The sequence below is a fragment of the Corynebacterium lactis RW2-5 genome, from assembly GCF_001274895.1.
GTDB lineage: Bacteria > Actinomycetota > Actinomycetes > Mycobacteriales > Mycobacteriaceae > Corynebacterium > Corynebacterium lactis.
In genome coordinates, this window is the sequence record NZ_CP006841.1 from 442,011 (window position 1) to 459,671 (window position 17,661).

Below are 17,661 nucleotides of genomic sequence, written 5' to 3' on the forward strand. Positions count from 1 at the left end.
TTCTAAATAAGGAAAACAGAATGAAAAACAGAGATAGAATGCGTTTTGTTAAGAGGTTGACTTCTGCTGTAGCGGTCGCTTTCCTCGCTGTATCCGTAGGGGCATCAGGGGCGATAGCAGCTCCTGATTCAGATAAGTCCGAAAAGAAAGTGCAGGCCACTGCGTCCGGACATAAGAAATTGCGCCCCTCCGATAATCTTGTCACTTTGGCCAGCGACCAGAAAGATACTCGAACTGGACAAACGCACGCCTGCGCTGGGCGGAAGCTAATCTACCAGGAACATGCTGACCCAATTTACGGCACCCGCAACCAGCAGCTTGAGGAAGGTAGCCAGCTGACCACGATGTTTGTCGATGGTCAAGACGTAGTCTCTCTTGACTCTGTTTGTGCACGTCTGGCCCCGGATGCGAGCCAGGGGTCGAGGTTCTTTGGCTACGAGCAAGGCGAGCAGATTTCGAAAATCGTTGTCCCGAAAGAGCCTGCATATTCCTTCCTCGGCGAGCCGGGGCAAGTGCTGTGGTACGCGCCTCAGCAGGTCGACTTTGATAAGCGACCTATTTTTGCTGGAATCGGCGCCTTCGACCCGACGCATGAGCTCGACGGAAATGTGCCAAAAGACTTCAAAAACGGTCAGATGAACTTTGACATAGTCGACTTTGAGGGGCCAGGTCGACTCAGTATCTTCTTTACGCATATTGACACCCCAGAGGAGATTATCTCCGTCGGCCCAGGCGATACCCTGGGAGGTGAGCTGGGTAGCAATAAGAGTTTCCCTCGGCGGGTAGGCTCTCATGGTCACTACAACTGGACCTTCTCTGAAGCCGGCGTCTACCGCATCAAGATTCAACCGTGGGCAGATAAAACGAATGGGGAGCGCGAGGTTGGCACTCCCGACGAGCTCATCTGGCTAGTTGGCACAGATGAGGAAGTTGGGCTGCCGAAGGGAACTACTGTAAACCTCAGGGAAGTGAAGAAAGATCCGGGACCTGTTGGAAGCAATGCCGGAAATAGCGACGGTTCCCCGGATTCTAACGATCCATCTGATGGCAAGGGCTCGGACGATACAGGTTCTACTGGCCAAGAGAAGAACCCGAAAGATAAAAACCCCAAAGAAAAGGATTCGGTAAAGCCTCCATCGGGCAATAACGGTGGCAATGGTACCGGCAAGCCAAAGACCCCAAAGACTGAAGCTCCGTCAAAGAGTAACCCTTCGCGTCCGCAAAATCCACCGGCGAAGGGATCTGACGGTAGCGAGGAAATTAAGACCTGGTGGAAGGGCGGGGAAAAGCCACACATCATCCGCAGTGGGCACATGGACCTAGCACTGCTTGATAACAGCAACGGACGCTCCGCAGTGCTCATCGATGATGAAAATCCGGCTAACAGGACATATCGGAACTCTGGTACTTTTGCCTTCGCACTGAGCGATGCTGCCACGAAGAAAGATTTACCGCAGTCCTGGAAGGAGCAGCTGGGCAACATCCCAGCGAGTGGTTACTACTTGCCGATGAGTAACGTGAGCATTAATGATGCTCCGTGGCTTGGTTTTTCTACCGAGCATGTCGAATATGAAACTCTGGCAGAAGGCCAGCCTGTGCGTTTGAGTATCGCTGAGTTCACTGGTCCGGGAAGCATGATTACTGGGCATGAACCTTTGGGTAAGGCGGTCGTTGCACTCGACTCTCGTGACCTCAGTGCTGCTTACGACTACCCGAATCGATCTCACGACCACCAGTTCTTCTGGTTTACGCAAGGCGGTGTCTACCGTGTTGTCTTCCGCTACGAGTGGACCGAAAAAGATGGTTCGGTGAAGTACCAAGATCTCGAATCATACTTCCTCGTGGGAGACCATCCCCTAGAAAAAGCCGAGCAAGATCCGAAGGCGGAAGATAACTCTGTAGCAGACATTGATCCAGGCAGCATTAAGTGTGCTCCGGGGACACAGGAATGTTCGGAGCCGGACCGGGGTTCTAACAATGAAGGCCCCGGCAGCCCGTCAAGGCCTAATGGGCCAACACGAAAGCCTGGCAAGGTAGTTACCGGTCGGGACAACGGCTCTCAACGGCCATCCCAACGTGGCTCCAAGGAAGCCAAGGACTCGAAAGGTACGAACTCTGCACAAAATGGTCGTAACGGTAGTGCAGCAAAGTCGACTGGTGGAAACCCGACCAGTATCGGTAAAGGGAGTTCTGGAGCTAGCTCTTCATCTGGGAATTCCGCTGCGTCCAGCGGAGCCTCTGGTACTCGAGTCGCGGGCGGAGGTGGCGGAACGCCTACGAAGTCGGTAGGACGCTCAGCGGATAAATCTTCGACAAAAGCGGCTGCACAACCGTCTACTTCGAAAAAGAAGCCACCACAGCCAGGTACTCGAATATCATCTAAGTCACAAGGTGATTCGGGGCAAAATTATGAAGCCGTCGAAGAGGATAAAGGTTTCTTCAAACGAATCGGCGACATGATTTCGTCTACTGGCTGGCTGGGAGGCTTACTTCTTGGACTCGGCCTAATGGGAATTCTGGGCGGTACATTGTTCTTTATGTCTTCTCGAAAGTCCGATGGCTTCGACGAATGGGAAGACTAGGTAAATAGCCCGAGTTAGGTTGTCAAATAGCGAAGCATATTTTCACTGAATCGGGCATTAATACCGGGTTCACAAACGCAAGGCTGTAAAGTATTCCATATGCTTTCACGCTCGCGAATCGCCTCCATCCTGCTCCTAGGGTTGGGGGCAGCTCTAATTGCTGTTGGAGTCTTGCTTCCGAAAGTAATCAACTCTGATCCGAAGCTGCCGCTCGACGTTCCTCCTACCTCTTACACGATGCGGGCGGCCGAAGGGGTGTCGACAAAACTTACGCCCGAGGGGAAGAGGGAAGAGGTTGTGGCTCCACTGCGTCGGCAGCTCCACGGCGAACTCATTCAGCCAGCCGATGCAGATAAGGTTTCGCTACGAGTGGGCGTGACGGAAATGCGCGAGCTTCCCGCGGAAGTCGCGGGTACAGATCCGCTAACAGAGTTGATTGATGCCAATATTTGGACTTTCACAATTGACCGCCTTAGCGGTGAATTCTTAGCACCAGCTACTTTGGTCGATCGTATGGCTGGGGTTCCCCGCACGGTCGACGTTAAAGGACATTGGGTGAAATTCCCTTCCGGTACGGAGCAGAAGGAATACCCGGTTTTTGATGACTTCATGCATGATTCAGTGCCGGCGGCATTTGTTGGTGAGGAGGACCGAGCCGGGAATAAGGTTCTTCACTTCCGTCAGACCATCTCGAAAACGAATCTCGCGGAAAAATATCGTTCCTATGTTTCGCAGATATCGGTCGATGATAAATCCGGTTTTCTTCAATATGAAGGGACCCGTGACTGGTGGGTAGAGCCGCATTCAGGCTCGGTAGTTGACGTAGCCGAAGATATTAACCTCTGGTGGGAGACCCGCGAAGGTGAGCCGATAATGACTTATCTACGCTTCGATGGTCAGATGTCGGAAGAGGATTCCAGGCGCTTGCTGGCTGGGGCACTGAGAGTTTTCAAGACACCAAGTCTTCAGCCGTGGTCCATTGGGTTGATTTCCTCCGGCGCGATTTTGATGTTTATTTCGATTGTTGGGGTAGTTCGACCTTCGAGCCGTCGTAAAGAGCAGTCTGTAGCGTCCCAGCAGGGTGTGGTGGAAGAACAGGCGCAGTAACAAGTACAGAATTAATGCGCGTGTGATTCTTTTCCCGAAATGCTCTGCCGCTGAAGGTGTCCCAATCCATTGCTCGGCACCTTGCTGTGCGGGTGGAAAAGTGTACGCCGGGTAGGTGGGCCAGTGGCCGAAACACGCCCGGGCGAGTGAGATATTGGCCCTATTGTCTAGACATGGGCGCGATGTTGATATAAGCTAACTCGTTGCGCTGGAATTAGTGTACTTATCGTCAACTCTTCAAGTTGCAAAATTCTACCGCGGGCGAGATGTCTTGCTATTTTTGGCGTACATTTCAGCTGCGGTGAAGTTTGTAATCAATCTGGGGGGTTGCTGTGACGCTGTGGGTGGTCTTGACGCAACCTGCAGGGGAAACGGAGCGTGTGACCACAGGTTAGACGCAAAGTATCCCGGTGCGCAACAGAATAATTCCTGCAATATTTCAATCGCGTAAAACCAAGCGGGCGGGGCACACCACCGGTTGCCGGTGTGCCTCACCGCGTGAGGTGCTGGAAGGACGCATCTTGGCAGTCTCCCGCCAGACCAAGGCAGTAACCGGTATTCCCGGAGCTTCGAAGAGGTACTCGTTTGCAAAGATTCAGGAACCGATTGCGGTTCCTGGTCTGCTAGACCTGCAACGTGAGTCTTTCGCATGGCTCGTGGGCTCCCCTGAATGGCGCGCGCGTCGTCAGGAGGAGCTAGGTGAGGGCGTACGGGTCACCAGCGGTCTTGAAGATATTCTTGAAGAGCTCTCTCCGATCGAGGACTACTCCCAGAAAATGTCTCTGACATTGTCGGACCCCTGGTTCGACTCGGTGAAGAACACTGTGGATGAGTCCAAGGATAAGGACATCAACTACTCGGCTCCGCTGTACGTCACCGCGGAATTCACCAACCGCGAGACTGGTGAAATTAAGAGCCAGACCGTCTTCATCGGTGACTTCCCGATGATGACTGACAAGGGCACGTTTATCGTCAATGGCACCGAGCGTGTCGTCGTCTCTCAGCTTGTGCGTTCCCCGGGCGTGTACTTCGATGAGTCCATCGATAAGTCCACTGAGCGCCCGCTGCACTCTGTGAAAATCATTCCGTCCCGTGGCGCTTGGCTCGAGTTTGACGTTGACAAGCGGGATACCGTCGGCGTTCGTATCGACCGCAAGCGTCGCCAGCCTGTGACTGTTCTACTGAAGGCCTTCGGCTGGACTGCGGAGGAGATTAAGGAACGCTTTGGCTTCTCCGAGATTATGATGACCACTTTGGAGAAGGACGGTGTGGCCAACACCGATGAGGCCCTGCTTGAGATTTACCGTAAGCAGCGCCCGGGTGAGCCGCCGACACGTGAGTCCGCTCTCGCTCTGCTGGAGAATAACTTCTTCAAGCCGAAGCGCTACGACCTGGCTAAGGTTGGTCGTTATAAGGTTAACCGCAAGCTGGGGCTCGGCGGGGACGCCACCGGTGAGATGGTGCTGACAGAGCAGGACATCGCCACCACCATCGAGTACCTCGTACGCCTGCACGATGGAGAGAAGACCATGACCTCCCCCGATGGGGTCGAGGTTCCGGTCGAGGTCGACGACATTGACCACTTCGGTAACCGCCGCTTGCGTACCGTTGGCGAGTTGATTCAGAATCAGGTCCGCGTCGGCCTGTCGCGCATGGAGCGCGTCGTACGCGAACGCATGACCACTCAGGACGTTGAGTCGATCCAGCCGACCACCCTGATTAACGTGCGTCCGGTCTCGGCAGCTATCCGCGAGTTCTTCGGTACTTCGCAGTTGTCCCAGTTCATGGATCAGAACAACTCCCTGTCTGGCCTGACCCATAAGCGCCGTCTGTCGGCCCTGGGGCCGGGCGGCCTGACCCGTGACCGTGCAGGTCTTGAAGTCCGTGACGTTCACCCGTCCCACTACGGCCGTATGTGCCCGATTGAGACCCCGGAAGGTCCGAACATTGGCCTGATTGGTTCGCTGTCCTGCTACGCGCGCGTAAATCCCTTCGGGTTCATTGAGACTCCTTACCGCCGCGTGGTCAACGGCCAGATTACCGATGAGGTCGACTACCTCACCGCTGACGAAGAGGACCGCTACGTCGTCGCGCAGGCGAACACCCCTATCGACGAGAATGGCCACTTCGTCCAGGACACCCTGTCTGTCCGTAAGAAGGGTGGTGACGTCGAATCGGTTCGCGCCGACGAGGTTGACTACCTGGACGTTTCCCCGCGCCAGATGGTGTCGGTCGCAACCGCGATGATTCCGTTCCTCGAGCACGACGACGCTAACCGTGCCCTCATGGGCGCGAACATGCAGCGCCAGGCAGTGCCGCTACTGCGCTCGGAGGCTCCGTTCGTTGGTACCGGTATGGAGCTGCGCGCAGCTTACGACGCTGGCGATGTCATCGTCGCGCCGACTGCCGGCGTTGTCGAGACCGTCTCCGCTGACTTCATCACAATCATGGACGATGAGGGCCAGCGCCACACCTTCCTACTGCGCAAGTTCGAGCGCACTAACCAGGGCACCTGCTACAATCAGAAGCCGCTGGTCGACGAGGGACAGCGCATCGAAGCCGGCCAGGTCATCGCCGATGGTCCGGGCACTGACAACGGCGAAATGGCGCTGGGCAAGAACCTGCTCGTCGCCTTCATGCCGTGGGAGGGGCACAACTACGAGGACGCCATCATCCTCAACCAGCGCATGGTTGAGCAGGACATCCTCACCTCGATCCACATCGAGGAGCACGAGATTGACGCCCGCGACACCAAGCTGGGGCCGGAGGAGATCACCCGCGACATCCCGAACGCATCCGAGGAGATGCTGAAAGACCTCGACGACCGCGGCATCGTCCGCATCGGCGCCGACGTCCGCGATGGTGACATCCTCGTCGCAAAGACCACCCCGAAGGGTGAGACCGAGCTGACTCCGGAGGAGCGCCTGCTGCGCGCCATCTTCGGCGAGAAATCCCGTGAGGTGCGCGATACCTCTATGCGCGTGCCGCACGGCGAGTCCGGTAAGGTCATCGGTGTCCGCGTCTTCTCCCGTGACGACGATGACGACCTGGCTCCCGGCGTCAACGAGATGGTCCGTGTCTACGTCGCTCAGAAGCGTAAGATTCAGGACGGCGATAAGATGGCAGGTCGCCACGGTAACAAGGGTGTTATCGGCAAGATCCTGCCGCAGGAGGACATGCCGTTCCTGCCGGACGGTACCCCAGTCGACGTCATCCTGAACACTCACGGTGTTCCGCGTCGTATGAACATCGGTCAGGTCCTCGAAGTTCATCTCGGCTGGCTGGCTAAGGCCGGTTGGGCTATCGAGGGGGACCCGGAGTGGGCAAAGCGCCTCCCGGCCGATCTCTACGATGTGCCGTCCGATTCTCTCGTCGCCACCCCGGTGTTCGACGGTGCTGAGAACGAGGAGCTCGCAGGTCTGCTGGCTTCTTCCCGTCCGAACCGCGACGGCGAAGTACTGGTCAACGCTGACGGTAAGGCCACCCTGTTCGACGGTCGTTCCGGCGAGAAGTTCCCGTTCCCGGTGTCTGTTGGCTACATGTACATGCTGAAGCTGCACCACTTGGTCGACGAGAAGATTCACGCTCGTTCCACCGGTCCGTACTCCATGATTACCCAGCAGCCGCTCGGTGGTAAGGCCCAGTTCGGTGGCCAGCGCTTCGGCGAAATGGAGGTGTGGGCGATGCAGGCATACGGTGCCGCCTACACCCTGCAGGAGCTCCTGACCATCAAGTCGGATGACGTGGTCGGCCGTGTGAAGGTCTACGAGGCAATCGTGAAGGGCGACAACATTCCGGATCCGGGTATTCCGGAGTCGTTCAAGGTGCTTCTGAAGGAATTGCAGTCGCTGTGCCTGAACGTTGAGGTCCTTTCGGCCGATGGCGTTCCTGTGGAGTTGGGCTCCTCCGATGACGAGGAACTCGACCACGCGACCGCGTCCCTTGGCATTAACCTGTCCCGCGACGAGCGTTCCGACGCTGACTCCGCATAGTTTCTCCGCTTTCCGACGAAAGCGTTAACTGCGTCAGTCAGGGCTCGGAAAGCCCTAACTCGCGATAGAACCCAAAGAACACTTAAAACGTAAAAAACCTCCGCAACTGAAGATTGGTTTCCGCATTATTCACTGCGGAGGGAAAGGGAAAACAGGTGCTCGACGTCAACAACTTTGACGAGCTCCGGATTGGGCTCGCAACCGCCGACGACATCCGCCGCTGGTCTCGCGGTGAGGTTAAGAAGCCCGAGACGATCAACTACCGTACGCTGAAGCCGGAAAAGGACGGTCTTTTCTGTGAGCGTATCTTCGGCCCGACCCGTGACTGGGAGTGTGCTTGTGGCAAGTACAAGCGCGTTCGCTTCAAGGGCATCATCTGTGAGCGCTGTGGCGTTGAGGTGACCAAGTCGAAGGTTCGCCGTGAGCGCATGGGCCACATTGAGCTGGCCGCACCGGTCACTCACATCTGGTACTTCAAGGGCGTTCCGTCCCGCCTTGGCTACCTGCTCGACCTGGCTCCGAAGGATCTGGAAAAGATCATCTACTTCGCTGCCAACATCATCACCTCCGTCGATGAGGAAGCACGTCACAACGACCAGGAGACCCTGGAAGCCGACATGCTCGTCGACAAGAAGCTGGTTGAGGACGACCGCGACCAGGAGCTGGCCGAGCGTGCCCAGACCCTGGAAGAGGACCTCGCTGAGCTCGAAGCCGCCGGCGCGAAGGCTGACGCCCGCAAGAAGGTTCAGTCCGCCGCCGAGCGCGAGATGCGCCACATCCGCGAGCGTGCCCAGCGCGAGTTGGACCGCCTCGACGAGATTTGGAACACCTTCATCAAGCTCGAGCCGAAGCAGATGATTATCGACGAGGGTATTTACACCGAGCTCGTCGACCGCTACGAGGATTACTTCACCGGCGGCATGGGTGCTGAGGCTATTCAGACCCTGATTCGCAACTTCGACCTCGCCGCAGAGGCGGAGGAGCTGCGAGAGATCATCCGCGATGGCAAGGGCCAGAAGAAGATGCGAGCGCTGAAGCGCCTGAAGGTCGTCACTGCGTTCTTGCAGTCCGGCAACGATCCGGCCGCTATGGTTCTCGACTGCATCCCGGTTATTCCGCCGGAGCTGCGCCCGATGGTTCAGCTCGATGGCGGCCGCTTCGCGACCTCTGACCTGAACGATCTCTACCGTCGCGTCATCAACCGCAACAACCGCCTGAAGCGCATGATTGACCTCGGCGCTCCGGAGATCATCGTCAACAACGAGAAGCGCATGCTGCAGGAGTCCGTTGACGCACTGTTCGACAACGGCCGCCGCGGCCGTCCGGTTACCGGCCCGGGCAACCGCCCGCTGAAGTCCCTGAGCGACCTGCTCAAGGGTAAGCAGGGTCGTTTCCGTCAGAACCTGCTCGGTAAGCGTGTCGACTACTCCGGCCGTTCGGTTATTATCGTCGGCCCGCAGCTGAAGCTGCACCAGTGTGGTCTGCCGAAGCTGATGGCTCTCGAGCTGTTCAAGCCGTTCGTGATGAAGGAGCTTGTAGCCAAGAGCTACGCGCAGAACATTAAATCCGCAAAGCGCATGGTCGAGCGTCAGCGCCCCGAGGTGTGGGACGTCCTCGAAGATGTCATTACCGGCCACCCGGTTCTGCTGAACCGTGCGCCTACGCTGCACCGCCTGGGTATTCAGGCGTTCGAGCCGATCCTGGTCGAGGGTAAGGCTATCCAGCTGCACCCGCTGGCCTGTGAGGCGTTCAACGCTGACTTCGACGGTGACCAGATGGCAGTTCACCTGCCGCTGTCCTCCGAGGCTCAGGCTGAGGCCCGCATCCTGATGTTGTCCTCGAACAACATCCTGTCCCCGGCATCTGGTAAGCCGCTGGCTATGCCGCGTCTGGATATGGTCACGGGTCTGTACTTCTTGACCCTGGAGAAGCCGGAGCTTCCGGGCACTCATAAGGACGCGTCCGCCGATGCACCGGAGTCCGGAATCTACTCGACTCCGGCCGAGGCCATCATGGCCTACGACCGCGGTGCAATTGGCCTGCAGAGCCCGATTAAGGTGCGCATCAGCCACCTGCGTCCGCCGGCCGACATTGAGGCCGAGCAGTTCCCGGATGGCTGGAACAAGGGCGAGACCTGGTTGGCTAAGACCACCCTGGGCCGCGTCATGTTCAACGAGCTGCTGCCGTGGAACTACCCGTACGTCGAGGGTGTCATGGCGAAGAAGCCGCAGGCTGCCATCATCAACGACCTCGCTGCGAAGTACCCGATGATTACCGTCGCGCAGACCGTTGACAAGCTGAAGGATGCTGGTTTCTACTGGGCTACCCGTTCGGGCGTCACCATCGCTATGTCCGACGTTCTGGTTCTCCCGAACAAGCGCGAGATTCTTAACGGCTACGAAGAGAAGGCCGCCACGGTGGAGAAGAAGTTCCGCCGCGGTAAGCTCTCCGCCGCTGAGCGTCACGAGTCGCTGGTTAACCTGTGGAAGGCCGCTACCGCCGAGGTCGGTGAAAAGGTCGAGGCTCTATACCCGGATGACAACCCGATTCCGATGATCGTTAAGTCCGGTGCTGCCGGTAACATGGGCCAGATTCACTCTCTGGCCGGCATGAAGGGCATGGTTACGAACCCGCGTGGTGAGTACATCACCCGTCCGATTAAGACCTCCTTCCGTGAAGGCCTCTCGGTCCTCGAGTACTTCAACAACTCGCACGGTTCCCGTAAGGGCCTGGCCGATACCGCGCTGCGTACCGCAGACTCGGGTTACCTGACCCGTCGTCTGGTCGACGTTGCGCAGGACGTCATCGTCCGTGAAGAGGACTGTGGCACGACGGACGGCGTCGTCGTCGAGATCGGCGAGGACGTCCTGGACGCATCCGGCAACCCGACTGGCGAGATTCGTCGCGCCAAGTACGTCGAGACCGCCGCGATTGCCCGTGTCCTGGCTGCGGACATCACTGACAAGGATGGCAACGTCCTGGTCGAGGTTGGCACCGACTTGAGCGATTCCCACATCACCCTGGCTCTGTCGCACGGTGTCAAGGAAGTTAAGGTTCGCTCGGTTCTGACCTGTACGACCGCGACCGGCGTTTGTGCCAAGTGCTACGGCCGCTCCATGGCGACCGGCAAGCTGGTCGACATCGGAGAGGCTGTCGGTATCGTCGCCGCACAGTCCATTGGTGAGCCGGGTACCCAGCTGACCATGCGTACGTTCCACCAGGGTGGTGTCGGTGGCGACATTACCGGTGGTCTGCCGCGAGTCCAGGAGCTCTTCGAGGCACGTGTCCCGAAGAACAAGGCTCCGTTGGCCCGCGAAGATGGCCGTGTTCGCTTGGAAGAGGACGATCACTTCTACACCCTGACCCTGATTCCGGACGCCAACAGCGAGGACGAGGTTGTCTACGACAAGCTCTCTAAGCGACAGGGCCTGGCCGAAATCACCGTCGAAGGTCGCCGCCGTGCGATCCGCGATGGCGACCACGTGACTAAGGGCCAGCAGCTGCTCAAGGGTGCTGCTGATCCGCACGAGGTCCTCGAGGTTCTGGGTCGCCGTGGCGTCCAGCGCCACCTCATTGAAGAGGTCCAGTCGGTTTACCGTGACCAGGGTGTGGCCATCCACGACAAGCACATCGAGGTTATTGTCAGCCAGATGCTGCGTCGTGTGATTGTCTCCAAGCCGGGCGATTCCGATCTGCTGCCGGGCGCACTTGTTGAGCGTTCCACCGTTATGGCGAAGAACCGCGAGCTCGTCGCAAGCGGTGGAAACGTCATCGAGGGTCGCCGCGTCCTGATGGGTATCACCAAGGCATCTCTGGCCACCGAGTCCTGGCTGTCGGCCGCCTCCTTCCAGGAGACGACCCGCGTCCTGACCGATGCTGCAATCAACAAGCGCTCCGACAAGCTGATTGGCCTGAAGGAGAACGTGATTATCGGTAAGCTCATTCCGGCTGGTACCGGTATTGCCCGCTACCGCAACATCTCGGTCGAGCCGACCGAGGAGGCAGCACGCCAGGCTGCGGCTCCGTTCGCATCCTTCGGTGAGGGCTTTTACGGCGCAGAGGACACCTACGGTATCGAGCCGGTCGGTTCCGCTGTTCCGCTGGATGACATCGGAACCTTCGAATAATCCGACAGGCTGGGGTCGGTTCGCTGACCTCAGCGCATCCTTTTTCACCGTAGCTAGGACCGGGAGACATCCTTAGCCACGGTGGATGGGATTTTCGGCCCCATATCAAGGGCCATCGCTTCCGATAGAGGGGCGGCAACCGCAGAAATCCCCCGGTGATAAATCCGGGGGATTTTTCTATGCGATGCTACATTTTGCGTAAGGAAAAGGCTGGTGCCCCTAGGATTATTCGCCGTGCGCGGTCCCAGTATTCGTGCTGTAGTTGCTTGACTTGCTCGATGGAGTCTCCCATGAAGCGTGCCCAGCAGCCGACATCGTCGGGAAGGCAAGAGGCGCCGACGTGACAGGTATCGGGGTAATTACGCCAGGAGGACAGTACTTTTTCGGCGGATTCGCCTGCGCACACAACCCAGAGGTTTGCCCAGGCCCGGAAGTTCCCGTGCGCGATTGGGGAGGCGAGGTCACAATGCCCTCGGTAACATGCGCGTTCGATGTATGTGGGAGCTGCACTGCGCTCATTGTCCTCCATGTGTAGTTCGGTACGCAGGTCAATTTCGGCAGCGTCGTGCATTTCTCCGTGGGCCACGCGGCCTGCGGTAAAACAGTCCCCGATGATGGCTGTTGCTCCTTTATTGGCGCGTACGGTGGTGCGCTGCTTAAAGCGGCAGTCACGGGAAGGAATGATGGGGTCTGGAAGGTATTCGAGGACCCCGCCACTGTCGACGATTAATTCGGTGTCCTGGCTGGCGTAGCCGTGGTCCATGGAATGAATGCGGGTTGCGGCCTGCGAGGTGACCACCGCGTGCGCGCCTGCGCACACCGAAATCTCGACGTCATTGCGGTCTCCTTGGGCGAGCCCGCCGCCCGTCGCGCGGATGTAAATGACGTGGGCATTGGGGATGGTGGGGTCAACGTGGAGGATTCTCCCCAGCGATAGAGGTGCGCGGACGTAGCGATCCCCGGGCCCGGTGGAGAGTATTTCTACAGTGAGCTGTCCGCTTTTGCCCGAAGTCACCGTGCCGCCGCCTCTATGAGATCTGCGAATTCGGAAATCCCAACCCCATCCAGGCAGTTTGTCATGATGACGGGGTTGCCGGCGCGGACCTCGAGAGCGTCGGAACACATTTGCTTCGCGTCACAGCGGACGTATTCTGCAATGTCGACCTTGTTGATTATCAGAACATCGGAGTCCGTGATTCCGGGTCCACGCTTCTTCGGCATTTTTTGGCCCTCAGCGGTGTCGAGAACGAAGACGAAAAGGTCCGCTAGAGCTGGCGAAAATGTCAGGGTGAGATTGTCTCCACCAGATTCGAAGATGATGATGTCTACGTTCGTGTGCTCCTCGCACAGTTCGGCCGCTGCCATGAGATTCATGGTGGGATCGTCGCGCACGGCCGTGTGCGGGCACGATCCCGTTTCCACACCGACGATTCGGGAGGCATCGAGTATGCCTGCCAGTGTTTCGCGGATGTGTCGGGCGTCTTCTTGAGTGTAAATATCATTGGTAATAACACCGGGCGTGAAGCCTCTCGTTATCAGTTCGGGGATGACGGCCTCGATTAGCGCTGTTTTGCCGGAGCCTACCGGCCCGCCGATTCCGAGTCGAAAAACCATTGAGGTTGTCCTTTGCGTAGTAGTTGTGGGGTAAGTGGGTAGTTGTTGCCCTCGTTATCCGTGATGGAAAACGCCACGAGGGTCATTCATGTGATGAATAGTCTCGCTGCCGCAGTTTCGTGCCGGGCGGAGGCAATGTCGAGCAGTGGTGTGCATGCCCCGATATCGGTGAGCGCTGTAGATTCGGCCTGTTTGATTACCTCCGCCACTGCAGTTCGTAGATTCGCGATGAGCTGCTGCGCTTCGATGAAGTCTGCGACTTGGAGCCTTACCGCAGCTGAGGCGATGGATGCGACAAATCCGTAGGCTTCCACCTGCGCTGCAGAGTGCGCATCCTGCCCGGATGCTCTGTGGATGAGGGCCATGGCGACGGGACTGTTTCCTCGGGCGTCCCGATGCGCTGGGTCGCGGCTGGCGACGGCAGCACTGTAAGCATCTAGGGCATCGTCGGTAAGCCCGAGCTGGCTAGCCATCAGCAGCATTTGCTTGCCGACGCGCACACTGCCTCTACGTGCGGAGAATGTCGGGCGTGCGGCCTCAACCGTCGCGTCGATGCGAACAATTTCGGTCAGCTCGCTTGTCTCCCACGTGCGAAAATGCGCGGCGAGGTCGACCGGGCCGAATGAGTACCGCAGCATGTCCTCGGTGACCTTTTGGAGACCGCGCGTGTCCCGCTTGCCGACGACTCCCTCGGCCACGAGTCCTTCCAATCCGTGGGATAGTGTATAGCGGCCGGATGGGAACGCGGTGTCTGCCCATTGAAGAGCACTGAATAGTTCCATGACTGTGGTCGCTTCAGAACAGGTAGTGCAGGGTTGTCAGCGGGAGGGACTCGGCGGGTTCGATAGAGACCGGGAATCCGTCGACGGTGACGACGTAGGTGTCCGGGTCGACTTCGATTGCCGCGAGGGTGTCGTTGCGGATCATGTCCTTCTTGCCGATTCCCCTGCAATTTCGTACTGGTAGCACTTCACTGTCCAGACCTAACTGCTCTGGAACACCGGCATCGATGGCGGCCTGCGACATGAACGTCACGCGAGAGTGAGCGCGGGCTAAGCCGTAGTTGCCGAACATGTCCCGGTAATAGACAGGTTCTGGGGTTGGTAGGGAAGCGTTGGGGTCTCCCATCGGCGCCCAACAAATATGACCGGAGCGCAGGACGACGTCGGGTTTGGCAGCGAATTGGTCAATGGGCCACAGGACAAGATCGGCGATTTTTCCCTTCTCAATGGAGCCAATGTGGTCGCCGACGCCAGCCGCAATCGCAGGATTGATGGTCAGTTTCGCCAGGTAGCGCAGCACGCGTTCGTTGTCGTCGTCATTGTTCGTGTCGGCTCCGGGGAGAGGCCCCAGTTTGTTGCGGCAGTGATGGGCAGTTTGGAAAGCCCGCGTGAAGGTTTCTCCGACGCGTCCCATCGCTTGCGAGTCGGAGGAGAAAATCGAGATTATGCCCTTGTCGTGCAGGACGGTTTCGGCAGCGATAGTCTCCGGCCGCACGCGCGAGTCAGCGAAGGCGACATCCTCGGCGACGGCATGTGACAGGTGATGGCAGACCATCACCATGTCGAGGAGTTCATCCACGCTGTTGATGGAGTAGGGAAGTGTGGGGTTGGTGGATGCGGGCAGGACATTGGCAATTGCGGTGACTTTGAGAATATCTGGGGCGTGGCCACCTCCCGCGCCCTCGGAGTGAAACGTGTGGATGGTGCGGTCGCCGATGGCGCGGCGGGTGTCTTCGAAGAATCCGGATTCGTTGAGGGTGTCGGTGTGTATGGCCAGTTGGACATCAAAGTCGTCACAGGTATCCAGCGCGGTGCGGATGGCCGCGGGGGTGGCGCCCCAGTCCTCGTGAATCTTGAGGCCGGCCGCTCCGGCGCGGATCTGCTCGGCTAGTGCCTCCGGTAGGCTGCCGGAGCCTTTGCCAAGAAATCCTGTGTTAACGGGCATGGATTCGGCGGCGCGCAACATTGAGTGAATATGAAATGTGCCCGGAGTGCAGGTAGTTCCTTTTGTGCCTTCGGCGGGGCCGGTACCTCCTCCGAAGAAGGTGGTGATTCCGTTGGACAGTCCCTCTTCGGCCTGCTGTGGCGCCAAGTAGTGAATATGCGTGTCGACGCCTCCGGCGGTGAGAATGCGGTGTTCTCCGGCGATGATTTCGGTGCTCGCGCCGATGACCAGGTCAGGGTGTACGCCGTCCTGGAGGTGTGGGTTGCCCGCTTTGCCAAGGGCTACGATTCGACCGTCGCGGATGCCTACATCGGCCTTGACGACACCGCAGATTGGGTCGATCACGATGGCACTGGTAATCACCGTGTCGGGACAGCCGTTCGCCCGTGTGCCCTGCGGGTCTTGGGCCATCCCATCGCGGATTGACTTTCCGCCGCCATAAATTGACTCGTCCCCGGGGAAGGTCCCGGTGAGATCCCGTTCGATGCGTACGACCAGGTTTGTGTCGGCCAGCGTGACGGTATCTCCAACTGTTGGGCCATAGAGCTCGGAGTAACGAACTGTGGATATTGTTGCTTCTTCAACGGCATTGTCTAGTGCCTCGTCGTCAGACGGTTCGTGCTGGAACCCGTATTCCGCAAGCTTGGCGAAGGCGGCTCGTCGGGTGGCATCGTCGTCTAGCGGGCCTTCTACAAGCCCCGCGAATCCGTGGACGATTCGCTGACCGCCGTAGTCGACCAAAGTGATGGTCTTCGTATCACCTGGTTCGAAGCGGACTGCTAGTCCTGCGGGGATATTCAGGTGCATGCCGAAAGCGCGATGGCGGTCGAAGCGCAGCGTGGGATTGGCCTCGAAAAAAAGGTAGTGAGACCCGACCTGAACTGCGCGGTCACCGGTGTTGGAGACCTTTAGGCGCGTAGTTTTGCGGCCGGGGTTGAGGGCAACGTCGCCAGGTGCGACTCCGTAGGAATTAGAGTGCATGATCGTCTCCTAACTCCAGTGTGATGGTTGGTTCGTGCTCGTGATGATGGCCGTGATGGTGGTGACCGTGACTGTGATGGTTGTGACCGTGACTGTGACTGTGGCCGTGTGGGTGGTCATCGTCGTCACCGTGGCCGTGGGCGTAACCATGGTCATGGTCGGCTAGCACGGCAGCGTCGATGCCATCGTCATCGTGGTCCCCCAGTCGATGGAGCGCGGAGCTTGCGGCTTGTGTCACCGCCACGGCGAGGGCGGTGCCGCTGAGAAGAGGCTTGTGGGCGCCTTGGCGCCCGGGGTGTATGTCTGCGCGGATAGTGGCAATCTTTCGCGCTCGTTCCCGGTGTGGTGCACTGGCCTGCTCGACGGACGGGTATGCGTCGTCGAAGGCGACAATAACGTCAGCGCCGGAGCCGTTGGTCCAGGCCAGCCTGGCCAGGCGGAATAGTTCAGCGTCCGCGAACGGGTCAATCGATCGTGAACAGATCACCGCAAGGTCATTGTGGCTTGTGTGGTGGCGTAGAGACGCACGCAGCCAGGCGACGGTGCTGGTCGCGGTCAGGGGCGCGTCGGCAAGCGCGAGGTGGCCACGGAGTTGGGGATGGCAGGTGCGTGCCCAGCTGCAGACTTTCGCGGTGTCTGCGATGAGCGTGACATTGCGCCCGGAAGTAATGGGGATGACCACAGTCCGAGAGTCGGAGGAGTGCTCACTGGTGGCCACGAGGCGTTCGAGAGCCTCACGAAGCTCGGCTGTGGAGCCGACGACAGTGACGGATGTCCACGAGGATGCGGATGCCAAGGCATCTTCGACTGTGTGGATGTCTGCATCTACGCCGCAGTGCGCTATGAGATGGCGCTGCGAGTCGGTGCTAGGAGCGGGTGAGGAAACCATCTACTTACCCCCGATTGGGTCATGGACCGAAATTAGTTTGGTCCCGTCGGTGAATGTTGCCTCGACTTGGATCAGCATTGTCGCTTCGCGTACGCCATCGAGTACGTCGTCGGGGCCGAGAGTTTGCGTGCCGACGGTCATTGCATCCGCGACGGTGAGCCCGTCACGTGCAGCTTCGATGACTGCGTCGCTGATGAGTGCGACAGCTTCGGGGCGGTTGAGTTTGAGTCCGCGGTCGCGTCGTCGTTCGGCGACGCGGGCGGCGAGGAACAGCATTAGCTTGTCCTGTTCTCGTGGAGTGAGGCGCATAATCTGCCAATCTAAATACGGAAATAGGTAGGAGAATATCTTGAGCTGAAGTAGTGCTTCATACTATATCTAATTTCACAGCAAAAATTGCTGTTTCGCCCTCCGTGGCGAAA

10 protein-coding genes are annotated in these 17,661 nt (G+C 58.4%); 4 read left to right on the forward strand and 6 right to left on the reverse strand.

Going from position 1 to position 17,661, the window contains the following annotated elements; translation table 11 throughout:
* Positions 1-20: 20 nt before the first annotated feature.
* The 4 genes from CLAC_RS01830 (at position 21) to CLAC_RS01845 (ending at position 11,808) form a co-directional block, all read left to right on the forward strand.
* The gene (locus tag CLAC_RS01830) at positions 21-2,582 is read left to right on the forward strand and encodes a choice-of-anchor M domain-containing protein (protein WP_082313009.1); all 2,562 of its coding nucleotides are present in this window, start codon (positions 21-23) and stop codon (positions 2,580-2,582) included.
* Positions 2,583-2,681: 99 nt separating this feature from the next.
* Positions 2,682-3,689, forward strand: a complete 1,008-nt coding sequence (pgfA, locus tag CLAC_RS01835; RefSeq protein ID WP_053411449.1) for a cell envelope lipid trafficking protein PgfA — start codon at positions 2,682-2,684, stop codon at positions 3,687-3,689.
* 503 nt (positions 3,690-4,192) lie between these two features.
* Positions 4,193-7,681: a DNA-directed RNA polymerase subunit beta gene (gene rpoB / locus CLAC_RS01840; protein ID WP_156324738.1), complete on the forward strand. Its 3,489-nt coding sequence runs from the start codon at positions 4,193-4,195 to the stop codon at positions 7,679-7,681.
* A gap of 155 nt (positions 7,682-7,836) precedes the next feature.
* Positions 7,837-11,808, forward strand: coding sequence for a DNA-directed RNA polymerase subunit beta' (locus tag CLAC_RS01845; RefSeq protein ID WP_053413194.1), 3,972 nt, complete (start codon positions 7,837-7,839; stop codon positions 11,806-11,808).
* A 187-nt stretch (positions 11,809-11,995) separates the two neighbouring features.
* Here CLAC_RS01845 and CLAC_RS01850 read toward each other — a convergent pair whose 3' ends face one another.
* The 6 genes from CLAC_RS01850 to CLAC_RS01875 all read right to left on the reverse strand — a co-directional run bounded on the left by CLAC_RS01850 (position 11,996) and on the right by CLAC_RS01875 (position 17,548).
* Positions 11,996-12,823 (reverse strand): urease accessory protein UreD, encoded by an 828-nt coding sequence (locus CLAC_RS01850; protein ID WP_053411451.1) that lies wholly within the window; start codon positions 12,821-12,823, stop codon positions 11,996-11,998.
* Complete coding sequence (gene ureG, locus CLAC_RS01855; protein WP_053411452.1) at positions 12,820-13,422, reverse strand: urease accessory protein UreG; 603 nt, start codon at positions 13,420-13,422, stop codon at positions 12,820-12,822. Before ureG ends, CLAC_RS01850 begins: the two co-directional genes overlap by 4 nt.
* Before the next feature lie 86 nt (positions 13,423-13,508).
* Positions 13,509-14,120 carry an urease accessory protein UreF gene (locus CLAC_RS01860; protein ID WP_053411453.1) on the reverse strand — a complete coding sequence of 204 codons (612 nt, stop codon included), beginning with the start codon at positions 14,118-14,120 and terminating at the stop codon, positions 13,509-13,511.
* Between the two features lie 97 nt (positions 14,121-14,217).
* Positions 14,218-16,350, reverse strand: coding sequence for an urease subunit alpha (gene ureC / locus CLAC_RS01865; RefSeq protein ID WP_082313015.1), 2,133 nt, complete (start codon positions 16,348-16,350; stop codon positions 14,218-14,220).
* Entirely contained in the window at positions 16,340-17,239 is a 900-nt protein-coding gene (locus CLAC_RS01870; RefSeq protein ID WP_053411454.1) for a hypothetical protein, read from the reverse strand. Before CLAC_RS01870 ends, ureC begins: the two co-directional genes overlap by 11 nt.
* On the reverse strand, positions 17,240-17,548 hold the full coding sequence (locus CLAC_RS01875) for an urease subunit gamma (RefSeq protein ID WP_053411455.1): 309 nt from the start codon (positions 17,546-17,548) through the stop codon (positions 17,240-17,242). It abuts the gene before it with no gap.
* Positions 17,549-17,661: the final 113 nt, after the last annotated feature.

Bases quoted from the DNA above. Each gene is read 5' to 3' on its own strand.
- CLAC_RS01830 (WP_082313009.1), top strand. From the start codon at position 21: ATGAAAAACAGAGATAGAATGCGTTTTGTTAAGAGGTTGACTTCTGCT.
- pgfA (WP_053411449.1), top strand. From the start codon at position 2,682: ATGCTTTCACGCTCGCGAATCGCCTCCATCCTGCTCCTAGGGTTGGGG.
- ureG (WP_053411452.1), bottom strand. From the start codon at position 13,422: ATGGTTTTTCGACTCGGAATCGGCGGGCCGGTAGGCTCCGGCAAAACA.
- ureC (WP_082313015.1), bottom strand. From the start codon at position 16,350: ATGCACTCTAATTCCTACGGAGTCGCACCTGGCGACGTTGCCCTCAAC.
- CLAC_RS01870 (WP_053411454.1), bottom strand. From the start codon at position 17,239: ATGGTTTCCTCACCCGCTCCTAGCACCGACTCGCAGCGCCATCTCATA.
- CLAC_RS01875 (WP_053411455.1), bottom strand. From the start codon at position 17,548: ATGCGCCTCACTCCACGAGAACAGGACAAGCTAATGCTGTTCCTCGCC.